18 protein-coding genes are annotated in these 16,183 nt (G+C 70.8%); 8 read left to right on the top strand and 10 right to left on the bottom strand.

The annotated features are described in order from the left end of the window. Positions 1 to 181: 181 nt before the first annotated feature. Both ACWEVP_RS16440 and ACWEVP_RS16435 read left to right on the top strand, forming a co-directional pair. Entirely contained in the window at positions 182 to 1,651 is a 1,470-nt protein-coding gene (locus ACWEVP_RS16440) for an aldehyde dehydrogenase family protein (protein WP_452063382.1), read from the top strand. A gap of 84 nt (positions 1,652 to 1,735) precedes the next feature. Next, positions 1,736 to 2,158, top strand: a complete 423-nt coding sequence (locus ACWEVP_RS16435) for a hypothetical protein (protein ID WP_452063381.1) — start codon at positions 1,736 to 1,738, stop codon at positions 2,156 to 2,158. A gap of 175 nt (positions 2,159 to 2,333) precedes the next feature. Here ACWEVP_RS16435 and ACWEVP_RS16430 read toward each other — a convergent pair whose 3' ends face one another. Genes ACWEVP_RS16430 through ACWEVP_RS16420 form a run of 3 tightly spaced genes read right to left on the bottom strand, consistent with a single transcriptional unit; the run spans position 2,334 to position 6,141 of the window. Then, the gene (locus ACWEVP_RS16430; protein ID WP_452063380.1) at positions 2,334 to 2,891 is read right to left on the bottom strand and encodes a TIGR03086 family metal-binding protein; all 558 of its coding nucleotides are present in this window, start codon (positions 2,889 to 2,891) and stop codon (positions 2,334 to 2,336) included. Positions 2,892 to 2,923: 32 nt separating this feature from the next. Continuing rightward, positions 2,924 to 4,111 carry a class I SAM-dependent RNA methyltransferase gene (locus ACWEVP_RS16425; RefSeq protein ID WP_452063379.1) on the bottom strand — a complete coding sequence of 396 codons (1,188 nt, stop codon included), beginning with the start codon at positions 4,109 to 4,111 and terminating at the stop codon, positions 2,924 to 2,926. Next, positions 4,108 to 6,141, bottom strand: a complete 2,034-nt coding sequence (locus ACWEVP_RS16420; RefSeq protein ID WP_452063378.1) for an APC family permease — start codon at positions 6,139 to 6,141, stop codon at positions 4,108 to 4,110. The genes ACWEVP_RS16425 and ACWEVP_RS16420 overlap by 4 nt, the downstream gene beginning before the upstream one ends. 147 nt (positions 6,142 to 6,288) lie before the next feature. On the opposite strand from ACWEVP_RS16420, the gene ACWEVP_RS16415 reads away from it, so the two are divergent. Together ACWEVP_RS16415 and ACWEVP_RS16410 are read left to right on the top strand one after the other, a co-directional pair. After that, positions 6,289 to 6,954: a potassium channel family protein gene (locus ACWEVP_RS16415; RefSeq protein ID WP_452063377.1), complete on the top strand. Its 666-nt coding sequence runs from the start codon at positions 6,289 to 6,291 to the stop codon at positions 6,952 to 6,954. Further along, a complete protein-coding gene (locus ACWEVP_RS16410) occupies positions 6,954 to 7,610 on the top strand; it encodes a potassium channel family protein (protein ID WP_452063376.1) in 657 nt (218 codons plus the stop codon). Before ACWEVP_RS16415 ends, ACWEVP_RS16410 begins: the two co-directional genes overlap by 1 nt. A 106-nt stretch (positions 7,611 to 7,716) precedes the next feature. Here ACWEVP_RS16410 and ACWEVP_RS16405 read toward each other — a convergent pair whose 3' ends face one another. Continuing rightward, positions 7,717 to 7,956 (bottom strand): hypothetical protein, encoded by a 240-nt coding sequence (locus tag ACWEVP_RS16405; protein WP_452063375.1) that lies wholly within the window; start codon positions 7,954 to 7,956, stop codon positions 7,717 to 7,719. A 528-nt stretch (positions 7,957 to 8,484) separates the two neighbouring features. Here ACWEVP_RS16405 and ACWEVP_RS16400 point away from each other — a divergent pair. Then, positions 8,485 to 8,874 carry a hypothetical protein gene (locus ACWEVP_RS16400; RefSeq protein ID WP_452063374.1) on the top strand — a complete coding sequence of 130 codons (390 nt, stop codon included), beginning with the start codon at positions 8,485 to 8,487 and terminating at the stop codon, positions 8,872 to 8,874. Positions 8,875 to 10,024: 1,150 nt separating this feature from the next. Here ACWEVP_RS16400 and ACWEVP_RS16395 read toward each other — a convergent pair. Then, positions 10,025 to 10,744 (bottom strand): DUF3159 domain-containing protein, encoded by a 720-nt coding sequence (locus ACWEVP_RS16395; protein WP_452063373.1) that lies wholly within the window; start codon positions 10,742 to 10,744, stop codon positions 10,025 to 10,027. Positions 10,745 to 10,753: 9 nt separating this feature from the next. Next, positions 10,754 to 11,134, bottom strand: coding sequence for an OB-fold nucleic acid binding domain-containing protein (locus ACWEVP_RS16390; RefSeq protein WP_072480405.1), 381 nt, complete (start codon positions 11,132 to 11,134; stop codon positions 10,754 to 10,756). 132 nt (positions 11,135 to 11,266) lie between these two features. On the opposite strand from ACWEVP_RS16390, the gene ACWEVP_RS16385 reads away from it, so the two are divergent. Beyond that, the gene (locus ACWEVP_RS16385; RefSeq protein ID WP_452063636.1) at positions 11,267 to 11,950 is read left to right on the top strand and encodes an alpha/beta fold hydrolase; all 684 of its coding nucleotides are present in this window, start codon (positions 11,267 to 11,269) and stop codon (positions 11,948 to 11,950) included. Between the two features lie 42 nt (positions 11,951 to 11,992). Here the strand turns inward: ACWEVP_RS16385 and ACWEVP_RS16380 are convergent, their stop codons facing one another. After that, entirely contained in the window at positions 11,993 to 12,655 is a 663-nt protein-coding gene (locus ACWEVP_RS16380; protein ID WP_452063372.1) for a DUF3710 domain-containing protein, read from the bottom strand. Continuing rightward, entirely contained in the window at positions 12,655 to 13,158 is a 504-nt protein-coding gene (gene dut, locus ACWEVP_RS16375) for a dUTP diphosphatase (RefSeq protein ID WP_452063371.1), read from the bottom strand. The genes ACWEVP_RS16380 and dut overlap by 1 nt, the downstream gene beginning before the upstream one ends. 24 nt (positions 13,159 to 13,182) lie before the next feature. Between dut and ACWEVP_RS16370 the strand changes: the two genes are divergently transcribed. Continuing rightward, complete coding sequence (locus ACWEVP_RS16370) at positions 13,183 to 13,665, top strand: DUF3093 domain-containing protein (protein WP_452063370.1); 483 nt, start codon at positions 13,183 to 13,185, stop codon at positions 13,663 to 13,665. Positions 13,666 to 13,798: 133 nt separating this feature from the next. On the opposite strand, the gene ACWEVP_RS16365 is transcribed toward ACWEVP_RS16370, so the two are convergent. Next, the gene (locus ACWEVP_RS16365) at positions 13,799 to 14,107 is read right to left on the bottom strand and encodes a DUF4193 domain-containing protein (RefSeq protein ID WP_013224476.1); all 309 of its coding nucleotides are present in this window, start codon (positions 14,105 to 14,107) and stop codon (positions 13,799 to 13,801) included. 507 nt (positions 14,108 to 14,614) lie between these two features. Between ACWEVP_RS16365 and cei the strand changes: the two genes are divergently transcribed. Next, on the top strand, positions 14,615 to 15,298 hold the full coding sequence (gene cei, locus ACWEVP_RS16360) for an envelope integrity protein Cei (protein WP_452063369.1): 684 nt from the start codon (positions 14,615 to 14,617) through the stop codon (positions 15,296 to 15,298). A 35-nt stretch (positions 15,299 to 15,333) separates the two neighbouring features. On the opposite strand, the gene ACWEVP_RS16355 is transcribed toward cei, so the two are convergent. Then, positions 15,334 to 16,152 carry an inositol monophosphatase family protein gene (locus tag ACWEVP_RS16355; RefSeq protein ID WP_452063368.1) on the bottom strand — a complete coding sequence of 273 codons (819 nt, stop codon included), beginning with the start codon at positions 16,150 to 16,152 and terminating at the stop codon, positions 15,334 to 15,336. Between the last annotated feature and the right edge of the window lie 31 nt (positions 16,153 to 16,183).

The following is a 16,183-nucleotide window of genomic DNA, read 5'->3' as shown; positions in this document are numbered from 1 at the left end:
CTCCACCTCGCTTGATCGGCACGCCCCGCGTCCGGCCCAGTCTACGGAGACCCGCCAGGGTGGTTCCGCCCGCCGCGTCCGGCGTCACAGGCGGAGCGCGACCAGGCGTCATCACGCGGGGTGAACCTCGTCTCCGTGCGTCGCTGTGGCCGTCACCGCGCGTGGCCACGAGAATGGGTCCATGGCGGACTTCTTCATCGGCGGCGACTGGGTGGACGCGATCGGCGGCGGGCGCCGGGAGATCCGCTGCCCGGCCGACGGCTCCCCGGTCGCGACGGTCGCCGAGGGCACCGCGAAGGACACCGAGGCCGCGATCGCGGCGGCGCGCCGGGCGTTCGACGCCGGACCGTGGCCGGGCACGCCCGCGCACCTGCGTGGCGACCTGCTGCTGCGCACCGCGGACCTGCTGGACCGCGACGCGGAGGCGTTCGCCCGCGCGGAGTCGCTCGACACCGGCAAGCGGCTGGTCGAGAGCCGCTACGACATGGCCGACATCGCCGCGTGCCTGCGCTACTTCGGCAAGCTCGCGGCCCAGGACGCCGGGCGCGTCGTCGACACCGGCAACCCGGACGCCATCAGCCGGATCGTGCACGAGCCGGTCGGCGTCTGCGGGCTGATCACGCCGTGGAACTACCCGCTGCTGCAGACCGTGTGGAAGATCGCGCCGGCGCTGGCGGCGGGCAACACGTTCGTGCTCAAGCCCAGCGAGCTGACGCCGCACACGGCGATCCTGTTCATGAAGCTGCTGACCGAGGCGGGCCTGCCGCCCGGCGTCGCGAACCTGGTGCTCGGCGCGGGTGCCGAAGCCGGTGCACCGCTGGCGTCGCACCCGGACGTCGACCTGGTGTCGTTCACCGGCGGGCTGGCGACCGGCCGGGTGATCGCCGCCGCGGCCGCCGGGACGGTCAAGAAAGTGGCCCTGGAGCTGGGCGGGAAGAACCCGAACGTGGTGTTCGCCGACGCCGACTTCGAGACGGCCGTCGACTACGCGCTGACGGCGGTGTTCCTGCACTCGGGCCAGGTGTGCTCGGCGGGCGCGCGGCTGATCGTGCAGCGGGAGTGGCACGACGACTTCGTCGGTGAGCTGGTGCGCCGGGCCGAGCGGATCCGCCTGGGCGGCCCGTTCGACGAGCGCGCGGAGACCGGGCCGCTGATCTCGGCGGCCCACCGCGAGAAGGTCGAGGCGTACGTGGCGGCGGCGCTGGCGGAGGGTGCGGTACTGCGGACCGGCGGGAGCCGGCCGGCGGACCCGGCGCTGGCCGACGGCTTCTACTACCTGCCGACCATCCTGGACCAGGTCAAGCAGGGGTCGTCGGCGGTGGTCGAGGAGTCGTTCGGGCCGGTGCTGACGGTCGAGACGTTCACCGACGAGGACGACGCCGTGCGCATCGCCAACGACACCCACTACGGCCTGGCCGGGGCGGTGTTCACGCAGGACGCGTCGCGGGCGCAGCGGGTGGCCGGCCGGCTGCGCCACGGGACGGTGTGGATCAACGACTTCCACCCGTACCTGCCGCAGGCCGAGTGGGGCGGGTACAAGCAGTCCGGCTTCGGCCGCGAGCTGGGGCCGACGGGACTCGGCGAGTACACCGAGCTCAAGCACATCTACCAGAACCTCCGGCCGGCGCCGCAGCGCTGGTTCGCCGGCTGACGGTGTCCGCCGATCGGGAACCCCCGGACGGCCCAGCGCGGGAAACGTGATCGGAACGGCGTTTCCGGCGCTTATGCTGCGTGCGTGACGCGAGCTTGGCGGGTTCCACGGGCGGTGGCGGCGGGGATCGCCGGCCTCGGGGTGATCGCCGGGCTGACCCTGCGCACGGCGGACTACCCCGGGATGCTGCCCCCGGGCACCCCGGACCCCGAGCTGGACCTCGGCCTGCGCCTGGTCTGCGCGGCGGCGGTCCTGATCACGGGCACGCTCGCGTACCTGACGTTCGCCTGCCACCAGGACGAACCCCTGGCGATGGCGTGCCTGCCGGGACTGGTGGTGACGGGCGTGGTCCTGCGGCACCTGGTGGTGACGCTGCCGGGGGTGACCCGCATCCAGCCGGCGGCGCGGGTGGTGCCGGGGGCCGGGGCGTGGGTGCTGCTGGTGTCGGGCATCGCCATGACGGCGACCGGCCTGGCGGCGGCGTTCGCGGTCCGCCGGGCGAGCTGACACCGGACCCGCACGGGCGCGGGTCGCGGCCCCACGTCATAGCGTCACCTCGAACGGGGTGGCCATCGCTCGGCGACCATCACCGCCGCGCCTGCCACCACGGCCCTGGAACAGCCACTTCCCGGCCGGTCGCACCGCCCCGGAACAGGGTGTCACTCGCCACGCGAATCTCCCCTCAGGCGCTCACCGCCTTGCGGCCCAGGAACGCCGCCAGCCGGTCCGCCGCCGTCGCCCCTTCCGGGGCCGGCACCTGCGGCCCGAACGGCCCGCCCGGCCGCCGCGGCGCGGACCCGAACCTCGCCCGCCACTGCTCCAGCGCCCGCGTTGCCGGCTCCGGCAGCAAATCCGTCGACGCGCCCGTCGCGTCGGCGATGTCCCAGCCGTGCACGATGTACTCGTTGACCCGCATGTGCACCAGGAACACCCCGGGCACCTCGCCGAGCGGGGTCGTCACCTTCCGTTCGGACAACCCGGGCGAGGCCAGCACCGCCCGGGCCGCCGCCACCGACGCCGCGAACGCCTCGACCGGCGCGGGACCCAGGTAGTCGCCCTCCGGGGCCGGTGGGCCCATCCCCGCCCAGAACGCCACTTTCGCGTTGCCGTGCGCCAAGTGGTTCACCACCGCGCGCACGTCCCAGTCCGTGCACGCCGTCGGCGCGTCCCAGGCCGAGACGCCCGAAACCAGGCCGGTCACCGTCGAAGCCGCCAGGTCGAACTCGTCGAGAGGAGTCATGCGAGCAGTGTGGCGGCCACCACCGACAAAACTCAGGACAGCAGCGCCACGCACTCCACGTGGTGGGTCATCGGGAAGGCGTCGAACGCCCGCAGATCGGTCAGCGAGTAGCCGTGCCCGGCGAAGAACGCCAGGTCACGGGCCAGGGCCGCCGGGTCGCACGCCACGTACACGATCCGATCGGGTGAACCCGCCACGATCGACTCCACGACCGCCCTGCCCGCGCCCTTGCGCGGCGGGTCCAGCACCACCACGTCGACCGGCTTGGCCGCCGACGCCAGCACGTGCTCGACGCGCCCGGCCTGCCAGGACACCTGCGGCAGGTCCGCCAGGTTCTTCTCCCCGTCGGCCACCGCGCGCCGCCCGGACTCCACCGCCAGCACCCGCCCCTCGGGGCCGACCTGCGCGGCCAGCACCGACGCGAACAGCCCGACCCCCGCGTACAGGTCCCAGGCCGACCCGCCGGCCGGTGCCTCGGCCCACTCCCCCACGACCGCGGCCAGCGTGGCCGCCGCGTCCGGGTGGACCTGCCAGAACCCGTGCGCGTCGAGGTGCCAGTCGCGGCCGGCCGCGTGCTGCACCGCCACCCCGCCGGTCAGCTGCCGCGCCCGGACCTTGCCGCGCACCGTCGACAGCTCCCGGACGTGCACGTCGCCGTCGCCGTCGCTGGTGACCTCCAGTTCGCTGCCCGGCCGCCACCGTCGCGCCAGGACGTCGTCGAGCTCGCCGGGCACCGCGATCGGGCAGTCGTCCAGGGCCACCACCCGGTGGCTGTGGTGCGCGCGCAGCCCCGCGCGCCCGTCCCGGCCGACGATCAGCCGGACCCGGCTGCGCCAGTCCAGCGGCCCGCCGTCGAGGGCCTCCACGACGACGTCCCGCTCGATGCCGGCCAGCCGTCGCAGCTGCTCCGCCACCACCGCCGCCTTGAGCGAGCGCTGGTGGTCCGGGTCGGCGTGCTGCCAGTCGCAGCCGCCGCACCCACCGGGCACCGCGAGCGGGCACGGCGGCTCGACCCGGAACTCCGACGCCGAAAGCACCTCGACCGCATCAGCGCGGCAGAACGAGCCGCCGTTGTCCTCGGTCACCTCGACGCGGACGTGTTCGCCCGGCAGCGCGTGCCGGACGAACACGACCCGGCCTTCGGCGCGGGCCACGCAGTGGCCGCCGTGCGCCACCGCGCCGACCTCGACCTCGAGGACCCGGCCCAGCCAGCTCGTCATTCGGCGGGCTCTTTGGGCTTCGGCGCCGCGACCGGCTTGCCGTTGGGCGAGAAGCCGCGGCGGACGTCGCCGGCCGCGGGCCGTTCGTTCCGGACGCGCGCGGCCGCCTTGGCCGAGGACTCCAGCTGCCACGGCACGCTCGCCACGATCACGCCGGACTGGAACAGCAGACGGCCCTTGAGCCGCAACGCGCTCTGGTTGTGCAGCACCTGCTCCCACCAGTGCCCGACGACGTACTCCGGGATGAACACCGTGACCACGTTGCGCGGGTTGTCGCCGCGCACCCGCTTCACGTAGTCGAGGACCGGTTTCGTGATCTCGCGGTAGGGCGACTCCACGACCTTCAGCGGCACCTTGAAGTTGTGGGCGTCCCACTCGGCGGTGAGCCGGCGCGTGTCCGCATCGTCCACATTGACCGTCACGGCTTCGAGGACGTCCGGGCGCATCGCCTTGGCGTAGGCCAGCGCGCGCAGCGTCGGACGGTGCAGTTTGGACACCAGGACGATCGCGTGGTTGCGCGACGGCAGCACCGTCGGGGTGTCGCCGAGCTCCTTCAGCTCGTCGGCGACGCGGTCGTAGTGGCGCCGGATCGCCGTCATCAGCGCGAAGATGGCCACCATGGCGGCGATCGCGATCCACGCGCCGAGCAGGAACTTGGTGATGAGCACGATCACCAGGACGGTCGCGGTCATGGTGAGGCCGATGGCGTTGACCGTTTGCGAGCGCCGCATACGCCGCCGCACGCCCGGGTCGGTTTCCTTGGCCAGCAACCGGTTCCAGTGCCGGATCATGCCGGCCTGGCTCACCGTGAACGACACGAACACGCCCACGATGTAGAGCTGGATCAGCCGGGTGACCTCGGCGTCGAACGCGATGATCAGGACCAGCGCGAACGCCGCGAGGAACAGGATCCCGTTCGAGAACGCGAGCCGGTCGCCGCGGGTGTGCAGCTGCCGGGGCAGGTAGCGGTCCTGCGCGAGGATCGAGCCCAGCACCGGGAAGCCGTTGAACGCGGTGTTCGCGGCCAGCAGCAGGATGATGCCGGTGGAGAACGAGATGTAGTAGAACGCCGGCGGGAAGTCGGCGAACACCGCGTGCGCGATCTGCGCGACGATCGTCTTCTGCTCGTAGCCCGCGGGCGCGCCGGCGAGCTGCTCGGCCGGGTCCTCGGCGAACTTGACGTCGGTGATCGAGGCGAGGGTGATGATGCCGACCAGCATGGTGACCGCGAGCAGGCCCATCATCAGCAGCGTCGTCGCCGCGTTCTTCGACTTGGGCTTCTGGAACGCCGGGACGCCGTTGCTGATCGCCTCGACCCCGGTCAGCGCCGCCGCGCCGGAGGAGAACGCGCGCAGCACCAGGAACGCGTACGCGACACCCGCGAAGGTTCCTTCCGCGTTCAACGTGAAGCCGGCGCTCTCGGCCTTCATCTCGGTGCCGGTGGCCGCCTGGACCAGACCCCACACGACCATGACCAGAATGCCCAGGATGAACCCGTAAGTCGGGATCGCGAAGGCCTTCCCCGACTCCCGGATGCCGCGCAGGTTCAGGGACGTCAGCACGACGACGATGACGATCGAGGCCAGCACCTTGTGCTGCGCCACCCACGGCACGGCGGACCCGATGTTGGCCACACCGGACGAAGTGGACACCGCGACGGTCAGCACGTAGTCGACGAGCAGCGCGCTGGCCACGGTCAGCCCGAACTTGCCGCCCAGGTTGGTGTTGGCGACCTCGTAGTCGCCGCCGCCGCTCGGGTAGGCGTGCACGTTCTGCCGGTAGGACGCGACGACGACGAGCATGACCAGCGCGACCATGACGCCGATCCACGGCGCCAGCGCGTACGCCGAGAGACCCGCCACGCTCAGTGTCAGGAAGATCTCTTCGGGTGCGTACGCCACGCTCGAGAGCGCGTCGGACGCGAAGATCGGCAGCGCGATGCGCTTGGGCAGCAGCGTGTGGGACAGCCGGTCACTGCGGAACGGACGTCCGAGGACCAGGCGTTTCAGCACGGTCGGGAACTTCGACACCACCGGAGAGTACTGCGGAGCGAAGCTCCTCCGTTGAGGGCGGTGGCGGGGAGGACGGTGGAGGTAACGGTCGGAGCACACGGTAGGTTCGGCGCTGGTATGTCGGGGGTAAGACGGACGGGTGAACCGCCGAGGAGGAGGCAGGGCGTGCACGTGGTGATCATGGGATGCGGCCGGGTCGGCGCGTCCCTGGCCGCTGCGCTGGAGCGGCTCGGCCACGAGGTGGCCGTCATCGACAAGAACCAGCAGGCGTTCCGCCGGCTGGGCAGCGACTTCCACGGCCAGCAGGTCGTCGGCGTCGGGTTCGACCGCCAGGTGCTCATCGAGGCGGGCATCGAGCGGGCCGAGGCGTTCGCCGCGGTGTCCAGCGGCGACAACTCGAACATCATCTCCGCGCGGGTCGCCCGCGAGAACTTCGGCATCGAGCACGTCGTCGCGCGGATCTACGACCACAAGCGCGCGGCCGTGTACGAGCGGCTGGGCATCCCGACGGTGGCGACGGTCCCGTGGACCACCGACCGGTTCCTGCGGACGCTGCTGCCGGACGGCGTGGCGTCGGCGTGGCGGGACCCGTCGGGCAACGTGGCGCTGCTGCAGCTGCCGCTGCACGAGGGCTGGGTCGGGCACTCGGTGAAGTCCCTGCAGGAGGCCTCCGGCGCGCGGGTGGCGTTCATCATGCGCTTCGGCACCCCGGTGCTGCCCGACAACAAGACCGTGGTCCAGGACGGCGACGACGTGTGGGTCGCCGCGCGCTCCGGCACCGTCAGCGACGTGACCAGCGTGGCGCAGCGCGAACCGGAGGACGAGAACTGATGCGGGTCGCGATTGCCGGCGCGGGTGCCGTCGGCCGTTCCATCGCCAACGAGCTCATCGACGGCCGCCACCAGGTGATGCTGATCGAACGGGAGGCCGACCAGTTCGAGCCGCACACCGTCGAGCAGGCCGACTGGGTGCTCGGGGACGCGTGCGAGGTGTCGATCCTGGAGGAGTCCGGGATCGAGCAGTGCGACGTCGTGATCGCCGCGACGGGCGACGACAAGGCGAACCTGGTCGTCTCGCTGCTGGCGAAGACGGAGTTCGCGGTGCGGCGCGTGGTGGCCCGGGTCAACAACCCGGCCAACGAGTGGCTGTTCAACGACGCGTGGGGCGTCGACGTGGCGGTCTCGACCCCGCGGATGCTCGCGGCGATGGTCGAGGAGGCGGTCAGCGTCGGCGACCTCGTCCGGCTGATGACGTTCCGGCAGAGCAACGCGAACCTGGTCGAGCTGACGCTGCCGGCGGAGACCCCGCTGGCCGGGAAGCCGGTGAGCGAGCTGACGCTGCCCCGCGACGCCGCGCTGGTGACGATCCTGCGGGGTGACCGGGTGATCGTGCCGCAGCCGGAGGACCCCCTGGAACCAGGCGACGAGCTGCTGTTCGTGGCGACGGCGGACGTGGAGCCGGAGATCCGGACGGCGCTGGGGTACTGAGTTCACCTGCCCACGGGCTGCTTCACGGCCAAACGAGTGTCCCGGCACCTACGGCGCCGGGACACTCTTCGTGACGTTCATTTTTTCCTCGCAGAACCTCGAAGATCTAGAAGATCTTCAGCTCCTTCGGATGAGACTCGCCGGCCGCGTTGACAAGAATGGCACCACCGGCCGCCAGAACCTCCTCCACGTACGCGTAGACGCTGATCGCACGGTTGATGGTGTCGGTCTTCGAATCGCCGGTAAGTCCAACCACCTGCTCCAAGGCGCGTGCCGCCCGGGGGCTCAAGTTGAACGTGACCCGGCCCTGACCACCGCTGCCGGCGCCCACGTTCTGGTCGATCACACTCGCAGAATTCTTCTGCACCATTCCATTACCTTCCCCGATGCGTGAATTTCTCCACGGCCTTGACGGCTCCTCGAGTTGCAGCTCGAGAAGTCAGGCTCAGACACGGAAACAGGCCGCATCGTCACCGTTGCGGACCCGTTCGCGCCTGCTATCAACTTGTTCTCCGGACTGACCGACGCCGGTCCGCGAGGCTCAGGATCAGGTTCGTCTCCGGCCAAGGAATCCGAGTTCCATGATCACCACCCCACTGTCGGCGTTGGCGCCGGGCCACCCTTTCCGAGGCGACCTGACGGTAATCATGCGCCTCTCGCCACCACGATGTCAAGCTGACCGCTGCAACTCGTATGGCCGATTCGCGTCATAGTTCTTCATCTTACCGTAACGACAGGCAGCCAACTGCTTGATCAAATACATCTAGTGTCATCATCTTGTCCATCCATCGCGCGTACACAAGGGGTAAAGTCACCCGCGGAAGAGCGTGTCGCGCGCGCGACGGCGCACTGGGACGGGTGGCAAGGAAATCACGTGACAAAAGAAACCGGATCGTCGAAGGACCGCAAGAAACTGGAACCGACCACCGGCTGGGAGCTGGACCTCACGAAGCTCGAACCGGGCAAGCCGACCCCGCGAGCGGACCCCGTCATCGTCGAACTCGAGTGGAGCTGGGGACTCAACGGCCTCAAGGGTCTGTTGACCGCCAAAGGTCCCTCAAGCGGCATGTTCGCCATCGCGCTGGGCGGGGTGGTGATCCTCGCCGGAGGCGCGGGCTTCGGAGCGACAGTCGCCGCCATCTGCGCGTTCGCCGGCGTGGCCGGATGGGTCACCTGCTTTTTCGGTGTTTCCGCGGCGGTGGCCGGCGTCAGCTTGATCGTCTTCCTGCTGCGACTGCGACGAGAGGGAGACAAGCCGAAGTAATCCAGGATCTCTCGTCCCCAGGCCCTGAGGTGTCACGACACCTCAGGGCCTTCGTGTGTCCGCCAGTGGAAACTAGACCGAAGCGACGGACGAGCACGGACCGCCGACCACACCGGCCCCACGGATTGGCGACAACGCTTTACCAAGCGAAGGATTTCTGTCTACAGTGACGGAGCAAGCCCGACTTCACCCATCGGCACCAAGGCCGGACCTGTAACACCCTCGAGCACGGTAACGACTGGCCAAGGGCCAGACCCGGCGGAGGGGAGGCTCGGTTCCAGCTGCAACTGGAACCGAGACCCATGCCGACCGCCTCCTCGGGGAGAAGAGGCGAGCCCGCACGCCATCCGTGCTTGGCTAGAGCAGCAGACCGGCCCCGCATCGAGAAAGATCCCTGCTGAGATCCCAGCCGGACCCGCAAGGGCTCCGGCTCTTCTCGACTTCGGGCTACGCCCAAGAGTAAGCGTAGCCCTCGCCGCCGCTTTTGCGGAGACGAGCCCGATCGCCAGGCACCCATAAGGGATCCCCAGCACGTGTTGACTAGCGACGGTACGTAATGAAAACCAGGCAAGCCCACCCCGACACATGTGATCTGTATCACACAACACGGGGTTAGCGGCGTAACCGCAGGTCAGCGAGCTGCTCCAGGTCCTGAAATCGCCGAACTTACTTCCAGGAAGTGTCGAACTTCAACGCCACGGAGACCAACTTCGCCTCGTGGACAATTCCTGATCATGTCGATCGCGAAGGTTTTTACCACATGATCTTATTTTTGAAAATGCCTACTCGTCAGTCCACTGCGACTTTCACGGTGCGTATTCGAAATTGAATATCAACTCAGCCGTGCACCTGCATGTGCACGTGCGTAGGTGACTGTCCGTGCTGGTAAACGTTGTTCAGGCGAGCACGTCCAGGTTCAGGCGAGGGAAACCCGCCGCTTCTGGCCCCCGAGCTCATCTATCACTCGATCGTCCCTTCGCGCAGCGTCAAAGAGTTACGCACGGCGACCAGATGTAGCCAGTCGACCTGAATCTTCGATCCCGGGGCCGCTCATCCTCGGGTCGGCAGCCGGACATCACTCCCCACCCGGAATCCGGCCATCGCCGACCGCGGCGCTGGGCCACACTACGCGCGCGGTCCAGCGCGCGCCTCAGGCTTCGGGGGCCGCGTACTTCTCGCGCAGCCGGGCCTCGATCTCCGCGTCGGTCTCCGGCTTCGGTGCCGTCTCCTCCAGTGTCTTCAGGCGCTTGTCCGAGCGGCGCACCGCCCAGACCACGACCAGCAGGCCCAGCGCGTACAGCGGGTACCCCATCGCGATCTTCGCGAAGGCCAGCCAGCCGGTGTAGTCCTCCTGGTAGAGCCACCGCTGCACGACGAACCGGGCGGCGAACACCAGCGCCAGCGCCAGCGTCGCGATGTCGTAGCCGTAGCGGGACGGCTTGTCCTTGCGCCACGCCTGGCCGGTGCCGTTCAGCACGTTCCACACCACGCCCGCGATCGGCCAGCGCACGAGCACCGACAGCACGAACACGCCGCAATACACGAGGCTCGCGTAGATCCCGAAGAGGAAGAACCCCTTCGCCGAGCCGGTGCGGTAGGCGATGAACGCCGCGATCGCGACGCCGAAGAAGCCGGAGATCGCCGGCTGCAGGGGCTCCTTGCGGACCACCCGCAGCACGGTGATCGCCACCGCGCTGCCCACCGACGTCCAGATGGCGGCGGTCAGCCCGAAGAACGCGTTCGCCAGCACGAAGACGATCACCGGCACCGAGGAGTAGATCAGGCCGGACACGCCGCCCATCTGCTCGAGCAGGGTCGGCTGGGGCTCTTCGCCGTCGGTCTTCTTCTCGCTCGGGGCGGGTTCAGTCACGATGGGTGATCAACTCACTGGGCTCTGGAGCTCGTAATAGGGGTTGTACAGCACCTTCTGGCCGTCACGCTCGGCCATCCGACCACGCACCTTGATCGTCCGGCCAGGCTCGATACCCGGGATCCGGCGGCGGCCGAGCCAGATTAGCGTCACGCCCTGTGTCCCGTCGAACAGCTCGGCCTCCAGCGTGGCGGCCTCGTTCGTCGGGCAAAGCTCCACGCTGCGGAGTCTCCCCATCACGGTGACCTCTTCGCCGGAACGGCAGTCGCAGGCCCGCTGCGCCCCTTCGGCGCCGGACCTCATGGACATCTCGTCGGCGTCGAGCTCGTCGACGTCGCTGGTCAGCTTGCGTACCAGCCGGCTGAAGTAGCCGCCGTCTTTGGCGGACATAGGTGCTCCTGTGCTCCGGGGCCCCCGACATGCTTGCGGCCCGTGCGATTCCAGCGTACTGCGGTCCCCGCCAGGGAAACGCCTTTGCGCAAAGATCGCAACGTGACGTCCGCAATCGAAGTTCCCGCCGCGGTGCTCCTGCCCGGCACCGGCTCGGACGAGGTGTTCGTCCGGGCCGTGTTCGCCGGCCCGCTGCGCGCCCTCGGTGTCCCGCTCATCGCGCCACCCCCGCCCGCCGGGGCGGCGCTCGCCGACGGCTACCTGGCGGCCCTCGACGCGCTCGCGGACGAACACGGCGAACTGCTCGTAGGCGGCATTTCGTTCGGCGCCCACCTCGCCGCGGAGTGGGCGGTCGCCAACCCGGGGCGTTGCGGGGGCCTGCTGGCCGCGCTCCCGGCCTGGAACGGCGTCCCGGGCTCGGCACCCGCGTCGCTGGCCGCGACGCTGTCCGCCGATCTGGTGGCCGGCTCCGGGGTCGACGCGGCACTGGCGCAGACGGCGGGCAGCCCGGACTGGCTGCGGGCGGAACTGGACCGGGCGTGGCGCCGCCACGGGGCCGGGCTGGCGATGAGCCTGCGCGTCGCGGCGAGCCGCCCCTCCCCCACCCTCGGCGACCTCGCGGCCCTCGGCGTCCCGGCCGGGATCGGCACGTGCACCGACGACCCGATCCACCCGACGAAAGTCGCATCGGAGTGGGCCACGGCACTTCCCCGGGCCGCCCTCGGCGAGACGACCCTCACGGCGCTGGGCGCGGACCGCGAGTCCCTCGGCCGGGCGACCGTCCTGGCCTTCCTGCGGGCACGCGGAAGGCCGTGAACCGCACGTCGAAACGTGCGTCCACGGCCTCCGGGTGGGGGCTCAGCCCTGCTGCTGCTGGGCCGCGATGTGCTCGGCGACCGCCTCGGGCAGCGTGATCGTGAGCGGGGTGCGGACCGGCATCGGCGCGTCGCCGCGGTCGACGATCGTGCGCCGCACGATCCCCCGCAGCACCTCGACCGCCGCCGCGGCCTCCGACTGCGGGCCGGCGATCACGCCGCGCAGCATCCAGCGCGGCCGGTCGACACCGACGAAGCGCAGCGCGACGTCGCCGACGATGGCCGAGATCTCCAGGCCCCACACGCCGCGGCCGATGTTGACCTTCGCGCCGTCGGCCCGCAGCTGCTCGGCCAGCTCGGTGCTGACCTCGCGCCACAGCCCGCCCGAGCGCGGCGCGGCGTAGGCGCTGACCGTGATCTGGCCCTGCTCGGTGACGACGTGCACGGCTCGCACGCCCTGCGTCTCGGGGTCCATCTCGACCTGCACCTGGGAACCGTCCGGCACCGGCACCTTCACCGAGCCGAGGTCGATCCGCGGGACGCCGTCGTCCTCGAAGTCCGCGACGTCGAACGGGCCGTCGGAGACGTCCGAAAGCTCCGATTCCTCGTCGTACGCCTCGTCCTCGATCGTGTCGTCGGCCTCGGGCGCGGCGTGCCGTCCGGCGGACCCGTCCTCGGTCCGCCGCTTGCGTCCGAAAATCCCCACTACTTCTCCGTTCCTTCCCCCGTGCCGGCGCTCGCGGCGAGCGCCGGTGCTCCCAGTGTGGCGTGTCCACCCGTGGAGCCGTAGCCTCCGTCGCCCCGCTCGGTCGTGTCGAGTCCGGCGACCTCCACGAACACCGCGTGCTCGACCCGCTGCACGATCAGCTGGGCGATGCGGTCGCCGCGCGCGAGCTCGATCGGGTGCACCGGGTCGTGGTTGATCAGGCAGACCTTGATCTCCCCGCGGTAGCCCGCGTCGATCGTGCCCGGCGTGTTCACCACCGAGAGGCCGACCCGGGCGGCCAGGCCCGACCGGGGGTGGACGAACCCCGCGTACCCGGGCGGGAGGGCGATGGCGACGCCGGTGCCGACGACGCCGCGTTCCCCGGGTTTCAGCACGATATCCGAGGTCGTGACGAGATCGGCGCCCGCGTCGCCCGGCCGGGCGTAGGCGGGCAGCGGGACATCCGGGTCGAGCCGGGTGAGGAGTACCTGAACGCTGGACACGGGCGGCGAGATTACTCTCTACCCGTGGGTGAATCTGCGAAGACGGCCGCGAGTGCCGCGGTCCGGCACTCCGAGCGGCTGTACGTCCCGTGGTGGGGCTGGCCGCTGCCGGTGCTGGGCGCGATCCTGCTCGCGGCCGAGGTCGACATGGGCTACCCGGGTGTCCGGGCGTGGCTGCCGTACGTGATCGCGCTGCCGGTCGTCGTCGGGCTGATGCTGTCGCTCGGCCGGTCCAAGGTCCGCGTCACCGGCGGCGACGAGCCGGAGCTGTGGGTCGGCGACGCGCACCTGCCGCTGCGGTACGCGGGCGAGGTCGAGATCTTCGACAAGGAGGCCAAGCGCAAGGCGCTGGGCCGCGACGGCGACCCCGCCGCCTTCGTGCTGCACCGCGGCTGGGTGGGCCCGGTCGTGCGGGTCCGGCTGACCGATCCGGCCGACCCGACGCCGTACTGGCTGTTCAGCACCCGCCACCCGGAGAAGGTCGCCGCGCTGATCGGGAAGGGCTAGTCCCGGACATGTGGAAGGGGGCCGGCCTGCCGGCCGGCCCCCTTGTCCCCAGCGCGCTTCGAGCCTCACCCCTCGGTTCCCTCGAGGCTCTCCGTCGCGTCTGTTCGTCCCCTGTCGAGAACCCCTGCGCCCGTCAGGCGCAGTCGCGGCAGATCAGGCGTCCGCCGTTGTCCTCGGCCAGCCGGCTGCGGTGGTGCACCAGGAAGCACACGGAGCAGGTGAACTCGTCCGCCTGCTTCGGCACCACCTTCACGGTCATGTCCTCACCGGAAAGCCCGGAGAGGTCGGCACCCGGCAGCTCGAAGTTCTCGGCGGTCGCGTCCTCGTCGACGTCGACGACGCCGGACTGGTTCTCGTTCCGCCGGGCCTTGAGCTCCTCCAACGAGTCTTCGGCCAGCTCGTCGGCTTCGCTGCGGCGCGGAGCGTCGTAGTCGGTAGCCATGTTGTCCCTCACCCCTGCGATCAGCTTGTGTAGTCGTTTTCCGGACCCCCGGGTGCGCCCGTGAGTCCGCCGTGCCGCTGGTCAACGTTCCAGGGCCCCTGTTTGTGCCCGACGGCCGAAGTGACCGAGGTCTCTTCTTTATGGGCCTCTTCCTGCGGCCGGAGCCCGGGAAGGGTAGCTCACGCCCGCGACGGTTCTGCAACGAGTCAGACATTGCCGGGGAATCGTCACCCGACAGGGGGAACCCGCAGGTAAGACGCGGTGTCGTCCATTCGGGTTGCCCGGAGGTGGACAACCTCACCGGCGGCCCGTGTCCGCTTGCCCCAGCCGGCCCCGCCGTGGTGCGATCGCCGCACGGGGATCGGCCGCGCGCGGGGCACGCGGCACGGGGCGCTTCCGGCGGGGTGACCCGGAACGGTGGGCGCCGGCCGCAGCGCCTAGGCTGAGCGGCCACGACGGTGCCGGGTTCGCACCGGCCGGGTTCGGTGTTCGGGAAGGGACGGGCAGGTGGCGTCGGGGAACGGCATCGGGGACCGTGGGGCGCGGCCGTATCGCAAGCACAAGCCGCTGCCGGCGCTGATCGTCATCGGCGTGCTCGCCCTCGGCGCGATCATCGTCTGGATCAACGCGGCCGTCGGCAAGGGCGACGTCGACGAGGCCGTGAAGTGCGACCCGGCCGCGAGCCCGCCGCCGGGGGTCACGTTCAGCACGCTCCCCCACAACGCCCTCGACGACCGCGCGCCGGTGCCGCCGGACAAGGTCGCGGTGAAGGTGCTCAACGCGTCCAGCACCCGCGGCCAGGGCGGCATCGCCACCACCGCGCTCAAGGAGCTGGGGTTCACCGCGGCGGGTGAACCGGCCAACGACCCGGCGTACGAGGGCCGCGTGGCCAAGTGCCGCGGCCAGATCCGCTTCGGCGAGAACGGCATCACGGCGGCCCGGACGCTCAGCCTGGTCGTGCCGTGCGCGGAGCTGGTCCAGGACAACCGCAAGGACGCGAGCGTCGACCTGGTGACGGGCACGCTGTTCGGCGACATCCGGCCGCGCGCGGAGGCCCGCCAGATCCTGACTCAGCTGGCGGACTGGTCCAAGGCCCACCAGGGCGGCGGCACGAACGAGCAGTCCGCGGGGGCGAAGGCCCCGGTCATCGACCAGACGCTTTTGGCATCGGCTCGCGACGTCGCCTGCTGACGCGCGCCCTGAGCCTGCCCAACCCGACCGTCCGCTCAGACCTCCGCGGCGCCGCAGTCCCCCAGCAGCTTCCGCAGCGGGTCCGCGATCGACGGCGCCGCCGCGTACGTCGCGTCAGTGCCCAGCTCCGGGGCCGACCCCGGCAGCAGCACCTCCGCGCCCGCCTCCGCGGCGATCAGGGCCCCCGCGGCCCAGTCCCAGCGGTGCAGCCCGTGCTCCACGTACGCGTCGAGCCAGCCCGCCGCCACCGCGCACAGGTCCAGCGATGCCGCGCCGTTGCGCCGGATGTCGCGGACGCGGCCCAGCAGCTCCGCCGCGAAGCGCGACTGGCGCGTCCGGCGCTCGGCCGAATACGCGAAACCGGTTCCGACGAGCGTCAGCTCCAGGCGCGCGGGCGCCGACACCGCCAGGCGGCGGTCGCCGAGGTACGCGCCCTGCCCGCGCGCGGCGGACCAGACGCGCCCGCTCGCCGGCTCCACCACCGCGCCCGCCACCGACTCGCCGCCGACCTGCGCCGCGACCGACACCGCGAACCAGGGCAGGCCGTAGAGGAAGTTGACGGTCCCGTCGATCGGGTCGACGACCCAGGTCACGCCGTCACCGGCGGCCCCGCCGCCCTCCTCGCCCAGCACCGGTTCCCCGGGCCGCAGCGCGGCCAGCCGGTCCCGCACCAGCCGCTCGGACTCGTGGTCCACCGCGGTCACCACGTCGGTGGCCGCGGACTTGGTGTCCACGGCCACCGAGCGGCCGCCCGCCATGCCCTCCCAGGCCTCGCGGACCAGCTCGGCGGCGTCCGTCGCGACCTGCACCGCGACGCTTTTCAGCAACGACTCGTCAACTCCCACGTCCGACATGTCACCACATCCGGTTAAAGTCTCCGAGGCA

The sequence above is a fragment of the Amycolatopsis sp. NPDC003865 genome (assembly GCF_053605345.1).
This window is presented reverse-complemented; position numbering and strand designations above follow the sequence as displayed.